The organism is Haemophilus sp. oral taxon 851 str. F0397 (assembly GCF_000242295.1).
Lineage (GTDB): Bacteria > Pseudomonadota > Gammaproteobacteria > Enterobacterales > Pasteurellaceae > Haemophilus.
This window is the reverse complement of sequence record NZ_JH591073.1, coordinates 1-1,266: the sequence shown is the minus strand read 5'-3', so window position 1 is coordinate 1,266 and position 1,266 is coordinate 1. Positions and strand designations below refer to the sequence as shown.

Below are 1,266 nucleotides of genomic sequence, written 5' to 3'. Positions count from 1 at the left end.
AATGTCTAAAGAAAAATTTGAACGTACAAAACCGCACGTAAACGTGGGTACAATCGGCCACGTTGACCACGGTAAAACAACTTTAACAGCAGCAATCACTACCGTATTATCTAAACACTACGGTGGTGCAGCTCGTGCATTCGACCAAATCGATAACGCGCCAGAAGAAAAAGCGCGTGGTATCACCATCAACACTTCACACGTTGAATACGATACAGCAACTCGTCACTACGCACACGTTGACTGTCCGGGACACGCCGACTATGTTAAAAACATGATTACTGGTGCGGCACAAATGGATGGTGCTATCTTAGTAGTAGCAGCAACTGATGGTCCAATGCCACAAACTCGTGAGCACATCTTATTAGGTCGCCAAGTAGGTGTCCCATACATCATCGTATTCTTAAACAAATGCGACATGGTAGATGACGAAGAGTTATTAGAATTAGTAGAAATGGAAGTTCGTGAACTTCTTTCTCAATATGACTTCCCAGGTGACGATACGCCAATCGTACGTGGTTCTGCATTACAAGCATTAAACGGCGTAGCAGAATGGGAAGAAAAAATCCTTGAATTAGCAAACCACTTAGATACTTACATCCCAGAGCCAGAGCGTGCGATTGACCAACCATTCCTTCTTCCAATCGAAGATGTGTTCTCAATCTCAGGTCGTGGTACAGTAGTAACTGGTCGTGTAGAACGTGGTATCATCCGTACTGGTGATGAAGTAGAAATCGTAGGTATCAAAGATACAGCGAAAACAACAGTAACTGGTGTTGAAATGTTCCGTAAATTACTTGACGAAGGTCGTGCAGGTGAAAACATCGGTGCATTATTACGTGGTACAAAACGTGAAGAAATCGAACGTGGTCAAGTATTAGCGAAACCAGGTTCAATCACACCACATACTGACTTCGAATCAGAAGTGTACGTATTATCAAAAGAAGAAGGTGGTCGTCATACTCCATTCTTCAAAGGTTACCGTCCACAATTCTATTTCCGTACAACTGACGTAACTGGTACTATCGAATTACCAGAAGGCGTGGAAATGGTAATGCCTGGTGATAACATCAAGATGACAGTAAGCTTAATCCACCCAATCGCGATGGACCAAGGTTTACGTTTTGCAATCCGTGAAGGTGGCCGTACAGTAGGTGCTGGCGTTGTAGCGAAAATCATCAAATAATTGATGTATTCTTGAATGTCCTAAAGACAGAAAGAAGACAAAAGAAAGTGCGGGGAAAATTCTCCGCACTTTTTGTTTAT

The 1,266-nt window shown here is 42.8% G+C and carries 1 protein-coding gene; it reads left to right on the top strand.

Annotated elements, in window-relative coordinates; translation table 11 throughout:
* The first annotated feature begins 1 nt into the window (after nt 1).
* Nucleotides 2–1,186: an elongation factor Tu gene (gene tuf / locus HMPREF9096_RS05400; RefSeq protein ID WP_005646706.1), complete on the top strand. Its 1,185-nt coding sequence runs from the start codon at nt 2–4 to the stop codon at nt 1,184–1,186.
* Nucleotides 1,187–1,266 lie beyond the last annotated feature (80 nt).

Bases quoted from the DNA above. Each gene is read 5' to 3' on its own strand.
- tuf (WP_005646706.1), top strand. From the start codon at position 2: ATGTCTAAAGAAAAATTTGAACGTACAAAACCGCACGTAAACGTGGGT.